The organism is Synechococcus sp. Minos11 (assembly GCF_014279855.1).
Taxonomy (GTDB): Bacteria; Cyanobacteriota; Cyanobacteriia; order PCC-6307; family Cyanobiaceae; genus RCC307.
Genome location: NZ_CP047953.1, coordinates 1,442,489 through 1,457,403, shown reverse-complemented (window position 1 = coordinate 1,457,403; position 14,915 = coordinate 1,442,489). Strand labels below are relative to the sequence as shown.

23 protein-coding genes and 1 tRNA gene are annotated in these 14,915 nt (G+C 61.3%); 13 read left to right on the top strand and 11 right to left on the bottom strand.

Translation table 11 applies throughout. From position 1 onward, the window contains the following. Window positions 1-46 precede the first annotated feature (46 nt). The 3 genes from SynMINOS11_RS08210 to SynMINOS11_RS08200 all read right to left on the bottom strand — a co-directional run bounded on the left by SynMINOS11_RS08210 (window position 47) and on the right by SynMINOS11_RS08200 (window position 1,983). Window positions 47-991: a hypothetical protein gene (locus SynMINOS11_RS08210; RefSeq protein WP_186547850.1), complete on the bottom strand. Its 945-nt coding sequence runs from the start codon at window positions 989-991 to the stop codon at window positions 47-49. A 156-nt stretch (window positions 992-1,147) separates the two neighbouring features. Next, complete coding sequence (locus tag SynMINOS11_RS08205) at window positions 1,148-1,537, bottom strand: Fur family transcriptional regulator (protein WP_186547848.1); 390 nt, start codon at window positions 1,535-1,537, stop codon at window positions 1,148-1,150. Beyond that, window positions 1,534-1,983: a 6-pyruvoyl trahydropterin synthase family protein gene (locus tag SynMINOS11_RS08200; RefSeq protein WP_186547846.1), complete on the bottom strand. Its 450-nt coding sequence runs from the start codon at window positions 1,981-1,983 to the stop codon at window positions 1,534-1,536. The genes SynMINOS11_RS08205 and SynMINOS11_RS08200 overlap by 4 nt, the downstream gene beginning before the upstream one ends. Window positions 1,984-2,030: 47 nt before the next feature. Between SynMINOS11_RS08200 and hisIE the strand changes: the two genes are divergently transcribed. After that, window positions 2,031-2,699 (top strand): bifunctional phosphoribosyl-AMP cyclohydrolase/phosphoribosyl-ATP diphosphatase HisIE, encoded by a 669-nt coding sequence (hisIE, locus tag SynMINOS11_RS08195; RefSeq protein WP_186547844.1) that lies wholly within the window; start codon window positions 2,031-2,033, stop codon window positions 2,697-2,699. On the opposite strand, the gene SynMINOS11_RS08190 is transcribed toward hisIE, so the two are convergent. The 3 genes from SynMINOS11_RS08190 to SynMINOS11_RS08180 are packed head-to-tail and all read right to left on the bottom strand — an operon-like array spanning window position 2,648 to window position 5,630. Next, the gene (locus SynMINOS11_RS08190) at window positions 2,648-4,000 is read right to left on the bottom strand and encodes a hypothetical protein (protein WP_186547842.1); all 1,353 of its coding nucleotides are present in this window, start codon (window positions 3,998-4,000) and stop codon (window positions 2,648-2,650) included. The two genes, hisIE and SynMINOS11_RS08190, sit on opposite strands and share 52 nt — an antisense overlap. Further along, window positions 3,997-4,659, bottom strand: coding sequence for a TIGR03943 family putative permease subunit (locus tag SynMINOS11_RS08185; RefSeq protein WP_255445359.1), 663 nt, complete (start codon window positions 4,657-4,659; stop codon window positions 3,997-3,999). Before SynMINOS11_RS08185 ends, SynMINOS11_RS08190 begins: the two co-directional genes overlap by 4 nt. After that, window positions 4,656-5,630, bottom strand: coding sequence for a permease (locus tag SynMINOS11_RS08180; RefSeq protein ID WP_255445358.1), 975 nt, complete (start codon window positions 5,628-5,630; stop codon window positions 4,656-4,658). The genes SynMINOS11_RS08185 and SynMINOS11_RS08180 overlap by 4 nt, the downstream gene beginning before the upstream one ends. Window positions 5,631-5,689: 59 nt before the next feature. Here SynMINOS11_RS08180 and SynMINOS11_RS08175 point away from each other — a divergent pair, with 59 nt between their 5' ends. Genes SynMINOS11_RS08175 through SynMINOS11_RS08165 form a run of 3 tightly spaced genes read left to right on the top strand, consistent with a single transcriptional unit; the run spans window position 5,690 to window position 8,252 of the window. Then, complete coding sequence (locus tag SynMINOS11_RS08175) at window positions 5,690-6,646, top strand: metal ABC transporter solute-binding protein, Zn/Mn family (RefSeq protein WP_255445357.1); 957 nt, start codon at window positions 5,690-5,692, stop codon at window positions 6,644-6,646. Further along, window positions 6,643-7,386 (top strand): metal ABC transporter ATP-binding protein, encoded by a 744-nt coding sequence (locus SynMINOS11_RS08170; RefSeq protein ID WP_011936030.1) that lies wholly within the window; start codon window positions 6,643-6,645, stop codon window positions 7,384-7,386. Before SynMINOS11_RS08175 ends, SynMINOS11_RS08170 begins: the two co-directional genes overlap by 4 nt. A gap of 5 nt (window positions 7,387-7,391) precedes the next feature. Continuing rightward, window positions 7,392-8,252, top strand: coding sequence for a metal ABC transporter permease (locus SynMINOS11_RS08165; RefSeq protein ID WP_186547836.1), 861 nt, complete (start codon window positions 7,392-7,394; stop codon window positions 8,250-8,252). Window positions 8,253-8,795: 543 nt separating this feature from the next. Here the strand turns inward: SynMINOS11_RS08165 and SynMINOS11_RS08160 are convergent. Then, the gene (locus SynMINOS11_RS08160) at window positions 8,796-9,266 is read right to left on the bottom strand and encodes a DUF2214 family protein (RefSeq protein ID WP_011936027.1); all 471 of its coding nucleotides are present in this window, start codon (window positions 9,264-9,266) and stop codon (window positions 8,796-8,798) included. A 266-nt stretch (window positions 9,267-9,532) separates the two neighbouring features. Between SynMINOS11_RS08160 and SynMINOS11_RS08155 the strand changes: the two genes are divergently transcribed. From SynMINOS11_RS08155 to SynMINOS11_RS08140, 4 genes are read left to right on the top strand one after another with little or no spacing between them, the layout of a single operon-like run. Then, window positions 9,533-10,438, top strand: coding sequence for a sigma-70 family RNA polymerase sigma factor (locus tag SynMINOS11_RS08155; RefSeq protein WP_186547834.1), 906 nt, complete (start codon window positions 9,533-9,535; stop codon window positions 10,436-10,438). Window positions 10,439-10,498: 60 nt separating this feature from the next. Continuing rightward, complete coding sequence (locus tag SynMINOS11_RS08150; protein WP_043738186.1) at window positions 10,499-10,822, top strand: hypothetical protein; 324 nt, start codon at window positions 10,499-10,501, stop codon at window positions 10,820-10,822. Window positions 10,823-10,865: 43 nt separating this feature from the next. Continuing rightward, window positions 10,866-11,102, top strand: a complete 237-nt coding sequence (locus SynMINOS11_RS08145; protein ID WP_043738184.1) for a hypothetical protein — start codon at window positions 10,866-10,868, stop codon at window positions 11,100-11,102. A 32-nt stretch (window positions 11,103-11,134) separates the two neighbouring features. Next, window positions 11,135-11,581 (top strand): phosphate-starvation-inducible PsiE family protein, encoded by a 447-nt coding sequence (locus tag SynMINOS11_RS08140; RefSeq protein ID WP_186547831.1) that lies wholly within the window; start codon window positions 11,135-11,137, stop codon window positions 11,579-11,581. On the opposite strand, the gene SynMINOS11_RS08135 is transcribed toward SynMINOS11_RS08140, so the two are convergent. Genes SynMINOS11_RS08135 through SynMINOS11_RS08125 form a run of 3 tightly spaced genes read right to left on the bottom strand, consistent with a single transcriptional unit; the run spans window position 11,542 to window position 12,728 of the window. Continuing rightward, the gene (locus tag SynMINOS11_RS08135; RefSeq protein WP_011936022.1) at window positions 11,542-11,745 is read right to left on the bottom strand and encodes a hypothetical protein; all 204 of its coding nucleotides are present in this window, start codon (window positions 11,743-11,745) and stop codon (window positions 11,542-11,544) included. The genes SynMINOS11_RS08140 and SynMINOS11_RS08135 overlap by 40 nt on opposite strands. 24 nt (window positions 11,746-11,769) lie before the next feature. Next, entirely contained in the window at window positions 11,770-12,186 is a 417-nt protein-coding gene (locus tag SynMINOS11_RS08130; RefSeq protein WP_186547829.1) for a hypothetical protein, read from the bottom strand. Further along, the gene (locus SynMINOS11_RS08125; protein WP_186547827.1) at window positions 12,183-12,728 is read right to left on the bottom strand and encodes a Nif11 domain/cupin domain-containing protein; all 546 of its coding nucleotides are present in this window, start codon (window positions 12,726-12,728) and stop codon (window positions 12,183-12,185) included. Before SynMINOS11_RS08125 ends, SynMINOS11_RS08130 begins: the two co-directional genes overlap by 4 nt. Before the next feature lie 28 nt (window positions 12,729-12,756). Here SynMINOS11_RS08125 and SynMINOS11_RS08120 point away from each other — a divergent pair. The 5 genes from SynMINOS11_RS08120 to SynMINOS11_RS08100 all read left to right on the top strand — a co-directional run bounded on the left by SynMINOS11_RS08120 (window position 12,757) and on the right by SynMINOS11_RS08100 (window position 14,581). After that, a tRNA-Leu gene (locus SynMINOS11_RS08120) sits at window positions 12,757-12,830 on the top strand. A gap of 21 nt (window positions 12,831-12,851) precedes the next feature. Continuing rightward, a complete protein-coding gene (locus SynMINOS11_RS08115) occupies window positions 12,852-13,103 on the top strand; it encodes an NAD(P)H-quinone oxidoreductase subunit L (protein ID WP_043738178.1) in 252 nt (83 codons plus the stop codon). 3 nt (window positions 13,104-13,106) lie between these two features. After that, entirely contained in the window at window positions 13,107-13,430 is a 324-nt protein-coding gene (locus tag SynMINOS11_RS08110) for a DUF3007 family protein (protein WP_011936018.1), read from the top strand. A gap of 30 nt (window positions 13,431-13,460) precedes the next feature. Next, complete coding sequence (trpA, locus tag SynMINOS11_RS08105) at window positions 13,461-14,282, top strand: tryptophan synthase subunit alpha (RefSeq protein WP_186547825.1); 822 nt, start codon at window positions 13,461-13,463, stop codon at window positions 14,280-14,282. 32 nt (window positions 14,283-14,314) lie between these two features. After that, a complete protein-coding gene (locus tag SynMINOS11_RS08100; RefSeq protein WP_011936016.1) occupies window positions 14,315-14,581 on the top strand; it encodes a YciI family protein in 267 nt (88 codons plus the stop codon). On the opposite strand, the gene SynMINOS11_RS08095 is transcribed toward SynMINOS11_RS08100, so the two are convergent. Next, entirely contained in the window at window positions 14,578-14,898 is a 321-nt protein-coding gene (locus SynMINOS11_RS08095; protein WP_186547823.1) for a c-type cytochrome, read from the bottom strand. The two genes, SynMINOS11_RS08100 and SynMINOS11_RS08095, sit on opposite strands and share 4 nt — an antisense overlap. Window positions 14,899-14,915: the final 17 nt, after the last annotated feature.

The following is a 14,915-nucleotide window of genomic DNA, read 5'->3' as shown; positions in this document are numbered from 1 at the left end:
GCCGAGAGGCTAGACGGGGTCTCCCCGTCTAGCCGTGAGGGTTGGCTCAGAAGCTAAAGGTCACACCGCTGCCGATGTGATGTTGGAAACCTTTGCCCCAACCTTCACCGCCTTGGGTGCTGTACATGGGCTCCCAGTGGGCAAACAAGACTGCGTTCTTGCTAACTGGTAATTCGAGAGCTATCTCCCCACCCCAATCGGTGCGACTGGGCAGTTTGGCGTACGAGCCTGGGGTGTAAAAGCGGGGGCCTCCTGAAATGGTGATGTTTAGGAGGTCGTAGTTAAAGCCAAAACCAGGCCAAACATCAGTGTAATTGCCGACATACATGCCATCACTTTCCCAGCCAGTTGCATTTTTTGCTGAGATGAAAATGCCATCAGCAATGGTTTCCAGCCCATCGCCCAAGGCAAAGTTCACATCGCCATCACCAAAGGCATAAATCGCGCCAAACACCATTTCGTTCTTGAGGCCTTTGGTCTCTTCATCGCCTTGGTCAGCGGTTACGTAGTAGGGCTTCCACTCAGCTGAGAAGGCGAGCTTTTCGTTGGGCTCATAGCGCACTTGCAGGTAGCCCTTCACATCCGTACGGCGATAGGGGGAGCCACTGCTGTGGCCATGGTCTTCGTGCTCTTCTTCGGCGTGTTCATCGTGCCCTTCTTCTTCCTCGTGATGATCGTCTTCGTGCTCCTCAATGTGCACCAAGCCATAGAAGTGCTCGGCTTCTCCCCAGACGGCAGCCTGTCCAACCTGCGCCTCAATCGCCAAGCTGCCGCCATTCTCTAGACCCCATTCCAGGACGCCGCCGAACAGGCCATCGATGGCGTAGTGCTGAGGCCTCCCCTCCAGGTTGTTCTCAAAGCCGCCATGGCCTTCGATGGTGATGACCGGCCGGGCGCGGAATTCTCCAGGCTCGAGCTCCTCTCCTTCGCCATCACCATGGGCATGCGCCTGAAGAGTGGTTGGCCCTGCAAGGCCCAATCCGCAGGCCATAGCAAGGCCTAGTGCCTGAGCGGTGTGTCTCGTCAGGCGAGGTTGAAAGGAGAAAAGCACCGATTCACTGGAAGAATGATAATCATTCTCGTTATTGGTCGGCTCGTTGGCTGCCTGCGTGTTCGCTTTAGTGGCTGACTGCTTTTGGCGAGCTCCTCAGCGGTCGTTGCTGCAATTCACGCAATACCCAAATACTTCCAGGGTGTGGAAGAGCGGCCTGAATCCGTCTGGGGTTGGCAGCGTTAGCCCTTGCTGCTCCATCGGGCAGAAGTTCAGCGGTTCACTGCTGCCGCATTCCAGGCAGGTGAGGTGATGAACATCCCGGCCCAGGGGGGCGTAGAGGGCTTCACCACTGGGCAAGTGGCGGCAACGAACTTTTCCTTGCTGCTGCAGAACCCGCAGATTGCGGTACACCGTTGCCAAGCCCATGGCATTGCCTTGCTGTTGGAGCCCGGCATGCAGCGCTTGGCCGCTTAATTCATTGGTGCTGGCTTCCAGTACAGCCAAGATCTGTTGCTGGCGGGCACTCAGGGCAGTCGTCGTCATCGAACCCAATCGGGCTTGGCCTCCCAGTAGGCGGCATTGCTGGAATTCTCCCTTGCTTCCACCTTCCAGCACCAGCTGCGTCCGCCATCGCGCTCCTGCAACAGGGCATTGACCTGCTCCCATACCCAGTGGGCACTGCCTTCCATGCCCACATTGGCCATCACCCTCAAATCCAAGGCGCCGAGCTCATGCAGCCGCTCCCACTCGCTCAGCAGGGGGTCATCGCTGTTGGCCAGAAAGGTGTGATCGAACTGATCGTTGAGCTGTTTTCTCAGTTCTTTGAGGCTGGAGAAATCCACCACAAACCCGTTTTCATCGAGCTCGCTGGCGCCAAACCAGCAGGTGAAGCTGCGGCTGTAGCCATGCACAAACCGGCAATGGCCCTCGTGGTTCGGCTGGCGGTGGCAGCACGGGAAGCCTTCGAAGCTTTTTGAGCAGGTGTACATCGCGCTGCCGCTGCGCTGCAAAGCTAGGTATAAGTCTCCCTTGCCCCATGGCCGAGCCGTTGCAGCTGCCGATTGAGCAGCTGCGTTTCAACGCCGATGGCTTGATTCCAGCGATTGCCCAGGACTGGCTGGATGGCGCCGTGCTGATGGTGGCGTGGATGAATCGCCAGGCCCTGGAGCTCACTCTCTCCACGCGCGAGGTGCACTACTGGAGCCGCTCACGCCAGGAGCTTTGGCACAAAGGCGCCACCAGTGGCCATTTCCAGGATTTGAAGGCCATCCGCTACGACTGCGATGCCGATGTCTTGCTGCTCACCATTGAGCAGCGCGGTGATGTGGCCTGTCATACCGGCGCCCGCAGCTGCTTTTACGAAGACGGACCTGCCCCGACGGCTGGCGGGCCCCAAGCTCTTCCTCCTCCAGCCGATGCCTGCACCGAATTGGCCCGGGTGATCGCAGGCCGCCGCGATCAGCCTGAGGAGGGCAGCTACACCAACAAGCTCTTGGCCGGTGGTGACAACCGCATCCTCAAAAAAATTGGTGAGGAGAGTGCTGAATTTGTGATGGCCTGCAAAGACGACGCCAAAGACGAGATCGCTGGTGAAGCCGCTGATTTGATCTTCCACATGCAGGTGGCCTTGGCCCACCACGGCGTGGAGTGGCGTCAGGTGCTCGAGGTGTTGGCGGCCCGCCGCGGTGCACCCCGGCGCAACTGAGTGATCTGCCGCGATGGCAGCCAGCCGGCATGGCCGATTGGCCCGGGGATCGCTTGCAGCACGCCGGTGTCGACGGTAAGCAGGTGGGCTTCAGGCAGGGCTTGGCTTGCCCCTTGCGCTGATCGCTGCTTAAGCAGCAACAGCAAGGCGCGCCGGCTGGGGTCGTAGTGCATCTGGCTGCCGGGTTCTGGTTCGTAGCCCTCTAGGGCCATGCGCTTGAGCACCTCACCGTCGCGGTTGAGCTCAACGAGCTCCAGTAGCGGGTCGGCCAGGCCACTGAGCAGCAGGATCCAGATGCGATCGGCTGCTCCAGCACAGGCGCTGCTCAATAGGGCTTCGGTGCCAATCCAAAGCTGCCGCGGTGCCCGTCCGGGTTCCAGCAGTTCGATCGAGCGGCGGTAGTCGGGCCAGTGGCGCACCAATACAGCGCGTCCGGCTTGCGGGCAGAAGCTGCTGAGATCGCGCAGACCAGGTAGGAAATCGCGCTTGGCCGGCAACGGCGGCAGGGTTTGCAGGGTGATGCCGTCTTCTTCTGGCACCACCGCCAGACCGCCTTGGGGCACAAGGCGGATGGGGCCGCCTGCCGTCATCGGCAGTTGGCGGCGTTTGCCTTTGGCATTCCAGAGCTCCACTTGGGCGTAGCTCTGTTGCAGCTTGGAACGCTGCACCAACAGATCACCGGCGTTGTTGGTGCTGAGGCTGGCGAACACCACCGGCTCCCGCTCCAGGGGGCGCTGGTCGATCAGAGTCAGATCTGGGGACAGCCGCAGCCGTTGCACCTGTTTTTCCAGTGGGTCGGTGGCGGTGACCAGAGCTGCCCCAGAGCCATTGCCGAGTGGCAGTAGGGAATGAACGCTGCCGCTGAGGTTGGTGAGCTTTTGCCAGCCCGTGGCCTCTTGCCAGCTGAGGAGTTGCTCGTTCTCGCCGGCCGGCCGGCTAGCCAAGAGCGCCGGGCGCGGTTCCCATTGCCATTGGCTCGGCTCGAGCGCATTGCCGCGTTGATCCACTCCGGCGATCTGCAGCGTGAGCGGCTTGCTGATGGGAGTGGTGCCGCTGAGCTGCAAGCGCCAGCGGTTGCCTTCACCCAGCAGTTCATGGGGTTGATCGGCGGGCAGCTGCAGATTGGCCTGCAAGCTCGCCCCATCCATCGGCCGGCTGAACTGCAGCTCCACAGCGGCCAAGCCTGAGCCGGCGGCAGCTGGTTCGATCGCCAGCAATCGTGGTGGCCGGCGCTGCAGCCACTGCTGCTGCACCGCCGCCAAGGCCAGAGCCAGCGTCAGCGGGATCCAGAGCCGCTTCATGGCTCAAACGGGCGTTTGGGTTTGGGGATTGGCTGCACGCGCTCAGCGATCACCACACTGCGCAGCACCCCGCCAACGCGTTCCACGCCCATCTCTCCGCTCACGGCGAGCCATTCATCAGCCTTTAGCGATTCACCCTCTGGCCAGATCACCGGAATGCCAACTGGTGTGGCATCAGCCAGACAGCAGCGCACGGTGAGGCGGGCGAGCACTGGAGCTGCCTGTGGGGTTGGCATCACAAAACCGCTGATGCGCACCGGATCGCCGCGATAAAGCTCAGGGTCGGGCTGACTGCGCAGCAGTCGCACCCAGTCGGTGAGGCTGCGCTGCTCTGGTGGGGAGAGGAAGGTGAGCGTTTCGTTCTCTCCTTCCAACGCACCACTGCTGCGGTTAGCAGCGAGGGTTGAAAACGAGGGCCGCGGCGGAATCAGCAGCACCAGCGGTGCCGCCAGCAGCATCACCAACGCGGGCGTGCGGCCGCTGCGGCGTTTTGGGGCAAAGCGCGCAGCCAGCCCAGCCAACGCCAGCAGCAGTAGGCCTGAGACCAGCACAAGCCAGTGGAAATCAGCTTGCAACAGCAGGTTCAGCCGGCCGCTGCCCCAGGCCTGCAGCAGCACAGCGCCCCAAAGCCCCAGCACAAATGGCGGGAGCCAGTTCATAGCAGCACCAAGTTGAGCCATTGGCCGATCAACAGCACTGCCACCACAACGCCAGCCAGCATCAAAAGGATGCCGCGGCGGCGAAAGATGCGGCTAAACAGGCTGATGCTTTTTAAATCGATCACCGGCCCGAGCAGCAGAAATGCCAGCAGTGCCCCAGGGGTCACCATCGCTGCAAATCCCAAGGCCAAAAAGGCATCCACGCTGGAGCACACGCTCACCACCACCGCCAGCAGCATCAAGCTCAACACCGACAGGGTTGGTGCTTGGCCAACGGCGAGAAACAGATCGCGGGGAATCAGGGTTTGGATCGTGGCGGCGATGCCGCAACCCAGCAGCAGCAGGCTGCCCAATTCCAAAAATTCCCGCAGACCGTGATCCAGCAGCACGCCCATTGAGGGTCGTTCGGCTGCGATGGCAGGCGTTGTGCTCAGTGGTTGGTTGCCGATCAAGCCGCTACGTCGATCCAGCAGGCTGGCGGTGGCCAAGGGCTGGCCCATGCGCCGCTCCTCCAACAGATCAGGGGCCAGCAAGGCAGCTTCACTGAGTTGTTGCAGCAATGCGGTGAGCACCAGCGCAATCACAACGCTGCCAAGCGGGCGCAGCAGCAATAACCAAGGGCGATCAGGGAAGGCGGCCCAGGTGCTCAGCAGCACGATTGGGTTGAGCACCGGTGCGGCAAAGAGGAATCCCAACGACGCTCCCATGGGCGCGCCTTGGGCTAGCAAGCGCCGGGCCACCGGCACGTTGCCGCATTCACAGGCCGGCAGTGCAAAGCCCAAAGCAGCGCCACTCAGCGGGCCGAGCAAGGGATGGCGCGGCAGCCGTTGTAGCCAGCGGCCGCGGGGATCCCATGCCCGCGCGGCCGTGGCAATGGCCACGCCAATCAGCAAAAAAGGAATGGCTTCCAGCAGCAACCCTTGAAAAACGGCCCAAACGGTCTGCCATTGGGAGCCATCGGGCCAATTCATTCCTAGTTTGAGAACGATTCCCATTCAGGTTGAACGGCGTGGCTCGTTGTCTCAGAAGGTTGGCGGGGACTCTGGCATCTGTGCCGCTGTTGGCGATGGCGGTGGCCTGTTCTTCAACTGAGCCGGTGGATCAGGCCAGCAGCCAGAAGCTGCAGGTCGTCACCACGATCCTCACCACCACCCTGTTCACCAAGGCGGTGGCTGGTGATTGCGCCCAGGTCAGCTCGCTGCTGCCAGCTGGTGCCGATAGCCATGCCCATCAAGCGCGTCCCCAGGATGTGGCCAGCCTCGGCAAGGCCCAGGTTTTAGTGATCAATGGCCTGGGCATGGAGAGCTTTCTGGAGCCAGTGCTCAAAGGTGCTGAAAACAAGGAACTGATCACGATCGACAGCAGCTCTGGGATCAACCCCTTGGCGATGGAAGAGAAGGACGATCACGGTCATGGCCATCATCACCATCACGACCATGGCCATGCCCACGGCGATGCGGTAGAAGCGGTGAACCCCCATGTGTGGCTCGATCCCACCTTGGCGGCCAAACAGGTGGAGACCATTCGCGATGGCTTGATGAAAGCCGATCCCAGTTGCGCCGATGGCTACCGCAACCGCGCCGATGCCTACATCACCAAGCTGCAACAACTTGATAGCGAGCTGGCCGCTGAGCTGGCGCCGTTTCAAGGCCGCACGGTGGTGAGTTTCCACGAAGCCCTGCCTTACTTCACCCGCCGCTACGGACTCAGTGATGAGGCCCTGGTGACCCTGCCGGAAGATCAGCCTTCACCGGCTGATGTGCAGCGCATTAATCAGGTGCTCAAAGCCAACAACATTGCTGGGGTGCTCACCGAGCCTGGTGGGGGCAGTGCTGCGTTGCAGTCGCTGGCGAAGGATTTGACCCTGCGCCTGGAGGTGTTTGATCCCCTGGAGCTGGTTCCTGAAGCTTCAAAGCGCACGCCGGAGCTTTACATCGAGGTGATGCGCCGCAATGGTGAAGCTGTCAAAGCCACCATGAAGTCTTGACGGCGTCCCTGCTGGAGGTGAACGACCTGTGCATCTCTCGCGCAGGTCATGAGGTGGTGTCTGGCGTGAGCTTTGCCCTGCAACCCGGTAGCGATACCGCTGTGATTGGTCCCAACGGGGCGGGCAAAAGCACCTTGGTGCAAGCCCTGGTGGGGTTGCTTCCCCATCAGGGGGGCACCATCCGTTTGTTGGGGCACACCCTGCCGCGCAGCGGTCGCCTGCCCAGAGAGGTGCGCGATCAGGTGGCGTACCTGCCGCAAAAGTTGCTGCTCGACGGCCGCTTCCCCTTGTCGGTGAGTGAATTTGTGCGGCTGGGCTGCAGCCCGTGTTGCAACCACCGCAAGGCTGTTCCCGCTGCTTTAGAGCGTTTGCAGGTGAGCCATCTGCGCCGCCGCTTGCTCAGCGAGCTTTCCGGCGGTGAGCTGCAGCGGGTGCTGCTGGCCTTTTGCACCGTGCATCCGCGCAAGCTGCTGGTGTTTGATGAGCCGCGCACGGGCCTCGATCCCCAGGCTGCTGTGCAACTGCAGGAGCTGTTGCAGCAGCTACGGCTCCAAGAGGGGCTGACGATTTTGCAAATCACCCACGACCTCTCGATGGTTCGCCGCAGTTCGGATTGGGTGCTGTGTTTGAACCGAGCCCTGTGCTGCCAAGGGCCGCCAGAGCACACCCTCAGCCGCGAGGAATTGGAGCGCCTTTATGGCCGCGACTACGTGCTCTATGAGCACAGCCATCACCACTGATCGCTATGGCACCTGAACTGATCAGCAGCCTCAGCTTGTGGCAAGAGCCCTTCATGCAGCGGGCGCTGATCGGTGGTGTGATCAGCGGCATCTTGGGGGGCTGGGTCGGCAGCATTGCTGTGCTGCGGCAGCTTTCTTTCTTTGCTGAAGCCTTGGGGCAGGCCTCGCTGTTGGGCATCAGCTTGGCGCTGTTGGTGGGCTTGAGCCCGCCTGTGCTGCTCTGGCCCTTCGCCCTGGGGTTTGCCTGGCTGCTGCGGGAACTGCTTAAACGCAGTTCGCTCTCAGCTGATGCGCTGCTCAGCTTGATGTGCTCGGGGGCCTTGGCCCTCTCGGTGGTGTTGTTGAGCTCACTGCCTGGGGCGCGCTTGAGCCTGCAACAGCTCCTGTTTGGCGACATCCTCGGCATCGCCTGGGCTGATCTGCTGCCCCTGACGCTGCTGTTGGTGGTCACGCTGGCCTATGGCGTAATCAGCCGCCGCGCCCAAATCCTGATCAGCGTCGATCCGGTGCTGGCTCGCTCCCGCGGGGTGGCCGTGGAAACTCACCGCTTGATCCTCTTGGGTCTGTTGGCCTTGGTGGTGGCGGCCTCGATCAAGGCGGTTGGGGTGCTGCTGATCAGTGGCTTTGTGGTGATCCCGGCCTGTGTGGCCCGGTTGCTCAGCCGCAGTTTCAACGTCTACGTGCTGCTGGCTGCAGCGATCGGAGCGCTGTCGGCGGTGGTGGGGTTGTTTGGATCGGCAGTGTTCAATCAGCCGTCAGGTCCGATGGTGGTGCTGGTTCAGGCGCTGTTGTTTGTGGTGGCGCTGTTGGCAGGGCGCTGGGTTGGTCAAACAACCACTGCAGCGTCTGTTGATCGCGCTCGCTGAGCTCGAGAGCTGGCTTGGCGCCGGGCACCGCTCCCATCACATCACTGCTCAGCTCGCTGTGGCCCCAGAGCCCAAAGCCATGGCCCAGTTCATGCAATGCCGTGGCTTGGATGGCCGCTTGCCGTTGCCCCGGGCTGATCAGCACCTCCACCAATGGTTCCAAGGCGGAGCTGTCGCGTCCTTGGCGTTGCACCTGTTGCAGCTGCAGCAGAGCCCGGCCATGGCTGGCCCTGCCGTTTTGCAGCGGCGGGCGCCGGCGCCAGAGTCGAAGTTGCGCATCCTCTGGGTTGCTGACGCGCACCAGCCGCACCTGCTCCCCCCAGGTTGAGAGGGCGGTTGTCACAGCTGTTTGCCAGCGCTGATTCCAGCGGTCGGTTGTTGGGCCCGGCTCCACCCAGACGCACCATTGTTTTTGGGCCACCCAGCCCCAGCGTGATGGCCGCAATTGGCTCGCGTAGCCAGGCGCACTCGCTGGAGCGGGTTTCGTTGTGACCTCAGCAGGCGGTTCAGCCGGTTGCCGCCACTCCACCGGCGGACAGGGAATCATCCCGGCAGGCCAACACCACGCGCCATCAGGCTGGCCATGAAGGGCAGGCTGCCGAAGGCCACAAGTTCAATGTTGATCACCCAGCCAATGCGGCTGGCCACCCCAGCGCTGACATTGGGGGCTTCGCCTTTGCGCAGCGGGATGGCCCACAGGATGTAGGTGATGGTGGGGTACAGCGACAGGGCACCGGCGCCTAGGTAGAGGCCAACCTTCCACCAGAACAGCGGGTTTTGGGTGTAGAACTCGCTGCCCTGGCCGAAATAAAGGACGCGCATGATGCCGCTGCCCAGCAGGGTCAGCGCGGCGAGGCCGTAAATGATGTCGGTGATGATCAGCTTTGTGGCTGTTCCCTGATCGGGGTCAGGGCGGATCATCAAGCGTTCAGCGGTCAGCGCTGCAAAACAGACCATGAAACTCAGTTCATGGGCGTAGGCCATCCCGGCACGGCTGAGCAGGTCTTCGGGCATGGCAGGTCAGCAATCGCCGGGACAGTAGCTCGAACGCTCGCGCCCTGGAGTGCTCATGCATGGTTCCGCTGAAGGAAGGGATTGAAGAACTAAAGGATTTGTGCTGATAAAGAGCTCAAAACATTGTCGATCCCAAAGGAAATGTTGAAGTGTTTGGAACTTGTTAAGTGAGAAGGAAATAGGAACTTGGAAGCCTTTGTGAGTCTTGCTGGGAAACCAATCATTTCCCCTAGGTTCAAATCATTGATATTTCGAGGGGCTTCGATATGACCACCAGTTCCCTGAGCGCGTTCCTTGGCGAGATTGGTCGTCACAAGCTTTTGACCCCCGAGCAGGAGCTCACCTTGGGCCGCAAAGTGCAAGCCATGGTGCCACTGCAAGACAAGCCCATCGAGAGCCTCAGCGAAGACGAGAAGAGGGTTCTGCGCCTTGGTGAGCGCGCCAAGAACCAGATGATTACGGCGAATTTACGCTTGGTTGTAAACCTGGCCAAGCGTTATCAGGGCAAAGGGCTCGAGTTGCTTGATTTGATTCAAGAAGGAACGCTTGGTTTAACTCGCGCCGTAGAAAAATTTGATCCAACTCGTGGACACCGATTTAGTACTTATGCCTACTGGTGGATTCGCCAAGGATTGAATCGCGCGTTGTCAACGCAAAGCCGCACAATTCGTATTCCCGTCAACATCAACGAGAAGTTGACCAAACTTCGTGCAGCCAAAGCCCGGTTGTTTCAGTCAACCGGTCGCCAGCCCATTGCTGAGGAATTGGCTGACTACCTCAAGCTGCCCCTCGATGAGGTGGAGGATCTGCTGGGCTGTGAGCTGCGCAGCGTCACCGTCAGCCTGCAGGGTGTGGTGAAGTCGAAGTCCGATCCCTCTGAGCTGGTGGATGTGCTCCCCAGTGAAGAGATGCCGCCGATGGAGCGCGCTGAGCTTGATGAGCGCACCCAAACGGTGTGGAAGTTGCTGGATCAGGCCAACCTCACGCCCAAAGAGCGCACTGTTGTGATGCTGCGCTTCGGCCTCGATGGCACCAATGAATGGCGCACCCTGGCTGAGGTGGCACGTCAGATGAGCTGCAGCCGCGAGTACTGCCGTCAGGTGGTGCAGCGCTCGTTGCGCAAGCTGCGCCGCGCTGGCATTCAGTCGGGTTTGGTGGAGTCGTCCTGCTGATTGGATTCAGCCTGTCAGCTCGTAATGCCAATCTGGAGGGATCGCGGTTCCAAAGGGACCATGGCCCCCAGCACACGGCTCGACCCTGACCAACTCGAGCAGCTCGAGTCATTCCTGAAAGATTGGCTGCGCCACAGCGGCCGCACCCAGGCCGATCTGCGCCGTGCGTTGCGGGCGGGATCGATTCGAATGCCGGTGTTGCTGCAAGAGCTGCAGCTCACCGTCTCCAAAGGCGGGGTCACAGCCTTGGCTGATCGTTTGTGCACCATCGAGGCGCAATGGGCCAGCGGAGCACCGGAGCTCCTGGAGGGCGGTGCGGCTGATAACGACGACATGTCGCAGCTCGATTTGCTGCTCAAATCAATCCAAAGCGATGCCGCTTGAGGCGGGTCTCAGGCAAAGTAACTCGATCGTTTGTGCCTCAGTGATGGCCCTTCGTTTCGCCTTGCTTGGAGCTGCAGCTGCTCTGCTGTTGCCAGCAGCAGCTATGGCCCAGTCGGGTAGCTACATCCTTGGACCCGGTTCCGATGTGGGCAAAGAGACCCGTATCGAAGAAAGCAACTGCGTCACGGCGGCTGATGGTTCGGTGACCTGTGACACCAAGATCGTGAATCCGCCGGGGCAAACGCGTGCGCGTCCCCAATTTGAGCCCTTCAGTAACTGAGGTCTGAGCTTGTGAATGGGCCCAAGAATTGGTTGAGCGACGACAGTGTCTTCCAGCAAGGCTTGCTGCGCTTTCAGCGCGTGCTGGCCAAGGTGTTGGCCGTGGCCATGGTCATCGTGATCATCGCCGCCACACTGCAGCTGTTGACGGTGCTGGCTTGGGAAGTTGCTCCTGCGCAGTTCCCCTTTTTGCTATCAGAGCTGGAGATGGTCCTCGGCCAGGTGCTTGAGCTGCTGATTGCCATTGAGGTGCTGGAGAACATCACCGCCTATCTCAAAGACCATCACATCCAAGTGGAGCTGGTCTTGGCGACGGCGATCACCGCTTTGGCCCGCAAAATTATCGTGATGCCCGAGCCGACAGCGGCTGTCGACAAGCCGCTGTTGGTGATCAGTTTGGGGGTGGCGTGTTTGGCACTCTGTGCTGCTTATTGGCTGATTCAGCGCAGCAGGGCCCGGATCCGTTCCAGCTCCCGCTGACGCGCTTCCAGATCAGCTAGGCGGTTTTCAAGGCGTCGCTGCAGTTTGGGGTGACAACTTCCTTTGCTCACCAGCGGCCGCAAACCCAGCAGTTCCAGGCTGTTGCAACGACGCTCAGCCTCAAGATCCTGTCGAATGGTGCCAAGCGAGAGGGATACCCCCATTCACCGTCTTTAGCTTTCCTTAATTTACTGCCCGGGGGGTGTTCCAGGCGTCATCAGATCGCCCATGCCCTGCTTCATCAGCACCTCACGGATGCCCTGGTGAAAGCTGCTCCAGTTCTGGTTTTCAACCCGATCCAAGATGCCTTCGCTGCAGCCGATGGCGCCATAGGCCTTGCGCTCGCCCATGTAGGCGGCATAGGCCTTGACCATCGCTTCCATCAATTCGCGGCGCGGCAGGCGCTCTTCGGCGCCAGAGGGTGCGGAATCAATCCAGGCCTGGGCCACGCGGCGGCCGGCTGATTCATCACGCCGCTCCTCGGGAATGGTGCGGCAAATGCGGAACGAATCCGCGGCATCGCGCATGCTTTGCGGCTTTTTCTGCTCCTGCGCCATGGCCGCGGTGGGGGCCAACAGCAGCAGCAGGCTGAGCAAAATTTTCATGGGCAGAGGTTAAGCGGCAAAAACAGGGCTAACCAGAGGCAGCCGCGCCCGCCATCGGTGGCCTCAACTCGGTGGCGCCGGTGCGGGGCAATCCAGAGCCAGTCGCCGGCCTGCAGTTGCCGCGGCTGGGGTTCATCTTCAAAGCGCAGTTGGGCGCTGCCCTGCAGCAGAGCCACCCACTCCCCTTGCTCTTGGTCGTACCACTGGCCTTCTGGAGTGCTGGCTGCGCAGGAATGAATGCGCTCCAGCTTCAGCTCGCCTTGCTCCAGCAGCACTTCGATCTGTTCGCTGCCCGCAGGAGGTGGGGTGCTGGCCAGCAGGTTGCGTTGCTCACTGGCCGCCGGTGGATCGCTTTCGCCCCAGCGGCGGCCGATCTCCAGTCCCAAAGTCGAGGCGAAATCCACCACCTGCCGGTGGGTGTCGCAACCAGCGAGGCGCGCGCGTAGCTGGGGATCAGCGTCGATCAGGGCCACCAGGGCATTGAGTTGCTCCACTTTGTGGAGAAAGCGCTGCAGCTGTTCCTCGGCCACCGGTGTGCTCATCGCCTTGTCCGATGATGCAGCGGTGCCGGCCCGTGTAATCCAACCGGTAGAGATAGGCGACTTAAAATCGCTCCAGTGCGGGTTCGAATCCCGCCACGGGCACTGTTCTTTGCCGTTGTTTCCTTGCCGTTCCAGCAGCTCCTCTCGCAGCTTCCTGATCAAGCCCTGCCAGTGCTGCTGGCCTATGGAGCCTTAGGTGGCGCCTATTTACTCGTGGTGCCTTTGGCGCTGCTGCTGTGGATGAACAAGCGCTGGCATCAGATGGGCAAGATCGAGCGCACTGCCATTTACGGCATGGTGTTCCTGTTTTTCCCCGGCCTGATCTTGTTTGCTCCCTTCATCAACCTGCGCATGGCCGGACAAGGGGAGGCCTGAGCAATGACGCGCGCTAAAGCGCTGCTGCTATCCCTGGCTGTTTTCGTGCTCGGTGGTGCGGGCTATTGGGGGTTCTCGGCAGCTGGTTTTGAAGATTTCGATGCCGGCATCGCCGCTTCGGTGGTGTTGCTGGTGGTGGTGGTGGGTTGGACCGCCACCTATCTGACCCGGGTGGTCACCGGAAAGATGACCTTCATGGAGCAGCGCCGGCGCTACCGCAGCGCCTATGACGCCATGGAGACCGAGGCGATGCGCGAGAAGTTCAATAGCCTCAGCCCGGAGGAGCAGGAGGCCCTGCTCAAAGAGGTGGGTCAGCTGGAGAAATAGGCTGCGCCACAGCAATCCCTGCCCGCTGCCATGACCGTGGCCCCTGGCTCCACTGCCATCTCCAGCCGCTTTGCTGGGCTCAAGCAGCAGGGCCGTTGCGCGCTGATGCCTTTCCTCACCGCAGGTGATCCGGATCTGGCCACCACGAGTGCGGCCTTATTGGCCCTGCAAGCCAATGGGGCTGATCTGGTGGAGCTGGGCATCCCCTACAGCGATCCCTTGGCCGATGGCCCGGTGATCCAGGCCGCTGCCAGCCGTGCCCTTGAGGTCGGCACCACACCGGCGTCGGTGCTGGAGATGTTGGCTGGGCTGAAGGGCGAGCTCACCATGCCGGTGGTGCTGTTCACCTACAGCAACCCGCTGCTGAATGTGGGCATGGAGCGCTTCTGCGCTGATGCCGCTGCTGCTGGAGCGGCTGGCTTGGTGGTGCCTGATCTGCCGCTCGAGGAAGCCGAGAAGCTCTCCCCCATCGCGGCGGCCCAAGGGCTGGATCTGGTGCTGCTGGTGGCTCCCACCACACCGGCTGAGCGCATGGCCCGCATTGCAGCCGCCAGTCGCGGCTTCACCTACATGGTGAGCGTGACTGGTGTCACCGGTGAGCGGGCGCAAATGGAATCGCGGGTGGCGGGCTTGGTGGGCCAGCTCAAGGCCATGGGGCCCACCCCGGTAGCTGTGGGCTTTGGCATCTCCGGCCCGCAGCAAGCCATTGAAGTGCGCAGCTGGGGCGCTGATGGCGCGATTGTGGGCAGTGCCTTGGTCAAGCGCATGGCCCAGGCCAAAGCTGAAGGCGGCGATCCGGTGGCCACAGCTGGTGCCTTCTGCGCAGAGCTGCGTGCTGCCCTCGATAGCTGAGCCGTAGGCTCCAAATCAGCACCGAATTGGCCATGCGTTTTGTCCTCTGGGGCACCTATTGCGAGAACGCGCTTGAGAAGCGCGCCCCCTACCGCGAGGAGCATCTGGCTGGACTGCAGCGCCTCAAAGATGACGGCATTTTGGTGACCTTGGGACCAACCGAAGGCAGCACTCACGTGTTCGGCATCTACGAGGCTGAGAGCCGTGAGCAGGTGGAAGGCCTCGTTAAAGGAGACGTCTACTGGCGTAACGGCATCTGGACCGCCGTTGAGGTCTATCCCTGGATTCAGGCGTTCTAGGACCAGCCCTCTTGCGCTTGCTGCCAGATCCACTCGGCTACAGCATCAGCGCCTTGCTCGCCAAGCACTTCGCCATAGCCACTCATTTGACCGCGCCCTTCCGTCGCGATCATCGCGATCTCTAGTGGGCCTTCAATTCCATTGCGCTCGAGGGCTTTGAGCTTCAGCGTTTTGCCGCGGCGAATGATGTTGCCGCCGTTGAGGTGGCAACCCACGCAATGGGCTTCAAACAGGGCAGCGCCATCTGCAGCGGCATGGACTGGCGCTGGAGCCATCCAGAGCCCAAGCATCAGCAGCAAGCCAACAAGCCACTTCATCTGCTCCAGCCCCGGTC

Coding starts and splice junctions, on each gene's coding strand:
- SynMINOS11_RS08210 (WP_186547850.1), bottom strand. CDS start 991: ATGGCCTGCGGATTGGGCCTTGCAGGGCCAACCACTCTTCAGGCGCAT.
- SynMINOS11_RS08205 (WP_186547848.1), bottom strand. CDS start 1,537: ATGACGACGACTGCCCTGAGTGCCCGCCAGCAACAGATCTTGGCTGTA.
- SynMINOS11_RS08200 (WP_186547846.1), bottom strand. CDS start 1,983: ATGTACACCTGCTCAAAAAGCTTCGAAGGCTTCCCGTGCTGCCACCGC.
- hisIE (WP_186547844.1), top strand. CDS start 2,031: ATGGCCGAGCCGTTGCAGCTGCCGATTGAGCAGCTGCGTTTCAACGCC.
- SynMINOS11_RS08190 (WP_186547842.1), bottom strand. CDS start 4,000: ATGAAGCGGCTCTGGATCCCGCTGACGCTGGCTCTGGCCTTGGCGGCG.
- SynMINOS11_RS08185 (WP_255445359.1), bottom strand. CDS start 4,659: ATGAACTGGCTCCCGCCATTTGTGCTGGGGCTTTGGGGCGCTGTGCTG.
- SynMINOS11_RS08180 (WP_255445358.1), bottom strand. CDS start 5,630: ATGAATTGGCCCGATGGCTCCCAATGGCAGACCGTTTGGGCCGTTTTT.
- SynMINOS11_RS08165 (WP_186547836.1), top strand. CDS start 7,392: ATGGCACCTGAACTGATCAGCAGCCTCAGCTTGTGGCAAGAGCCCTTC.
- SynMINOS11_RS08160 (WP_011936027.1), bottom strand. CDS start 9,266: ATGCCCGAAGACCTGCTCAGCCGTGCCGGGATGGCCTACGCCCATGAA.
- SynMINOS11_RS08155 (WP_186547834.1), top strand. CDS start 9,533: ATGACCACCAGTTCCCTGAGCGCGTTCCTTGGCGAGATTGGTCGTCAC.
- SynMINOS11_RS08150 (WP_043738186.1), top strand. CDS start 10,499: ATGGCCCCCAGCACACGGCTCGACCCTGACCAACTCGAGCAGCTCGAG.
- SynMINOS11_RS08145 (WP_043738184.1), top strand. CDS start 10,866: ATGGCCCTTCGTTTCGCCTTGCTTGGAGCTGCAGCTGCTCTGCTGTTG.
- SynMINOS11_RS08135 (WP_011936022.1), bottom strand. CDS start 11,745: ATGGGGGTATCCCTCTCGCTTGGCACCATTCGACAGGATCTTGAGGCT.
- SynMINOS11_RS08130 (WP_186547829.1), bottom strand. CDS start 12,186: ATGAAAATTTTGCTCAGCCTGCTGCTGCTGTTGGCCCCCACCGCGGCC.
- SynMINOS11_RS08125 (WP_186547827.1), bottom strand. CDS start 12,728: ATGAGCACACCGGTGGCCGAGGAACAGCTGCAGCGCTTTCTCCACAAA.
- SynMINOS11_RS08110 (WP_011936018.1), top strand. CDS start 13,107: ATGACGCGCGCTAAAGCGCTGCTGCTATCCCTGGCTGTTTTCGTGCTC.
- trpA (WP_186547825.1), top strand. CDS start 13,461: ATGACCGTGGCCCCTGGCTCCACTGCCATCTCCAGCCGCTTTGCTGGG.
- SynMINOS11_RS08100 (WP_011936016.1), top strand. CDS start 14,315: ATGCGTTTTGTCCTCTGGGGCACCTATTGCGAGAACGCGCTTGAGAAG.
- SynMINOS11_RS08095 (WP_186547823.1), bottom strand. CDS start 14,898: ATGAAGTGGCTTGTTGGCTTGCTGCTGATGCTTGGGCTCTGGATGGCT.